This window comes from Proteus sp. fly-1067, assembly GCF_040139345.1.
GTDB lineage: Bacteria > Pseudomonadota > Gammaproteobacteria > Enterobacterales > Enterobacteriaceae > Proteus > Proteus vulgaris_B.
Genome location: NZ_JBEEUL010000182.1, coordinates 1 through 581, shown reverse-complemented (window position 1 = coordinate 581; position 581 = coordinate 1). Strand labels below are relative to the sequence as shown.

At 45.4% G+C, this 581-nt stretch carries 1 protein-coding gene; it reads right to left on the bottom strand.

The genetic code is table 11. The features are described 5' to 3' along the window. Window positions 1–581, bottom strand: a 581-nt coding sequence (locus ABN217_RS19880) for a substrate-binding domain-containing protein (protein ID WP_349459947.1), incomplete at both ends; no start/stop codon positions are given.

The window sequence follows — 581 nt, the reverse complement described above, 5'->3', positions numbered from 1 at the left end:
CCGTCCAAGGAATTTGGTAGCGCTGATCTTTACCATCATTCCATTGCAGTTGATCTGCATATTGTTTCCAAATCGCTGATTTTGGCTGATAGCTATCGCCTTTTACTGATTTCATTGCGATATCGATAGAGCCTTGCATTTGTGCATTAGCATCTTGCAGAATGGACACCATTTCACCGTCCTGAACCGCAAAAATCGCATCAGAAACGCCATCAACACCAGCAATGGCAAAGCTGTTTACTTCAAGGCCCGCACCTTTAATGGCTTCGATAGCACCTAAGGCCATTTCGTCATTTTGTGCAATAACACCGTTAATTTTTCCACGGTGTTTTTGTAGCCAGTTTTCCATCAGTGGCATCGCTTCTGCCCGTGACCAGTTTGCGGTTTTGCGCTCTAATACTTTGATTTTTCCTGGGCCACATTCGGCAATGGCTTTATCGTTACCTTCACCACGTTGGATTTCACCGCTTCCCCCTTTAGGGCCTTCGATGATCACTACATTGCCTTCACAGTTCATTTTTTCCAGCACTGCTTTAGCTTCCATGTAGCCACCTAGAACGTCATCAGAGACAACTTCAGCG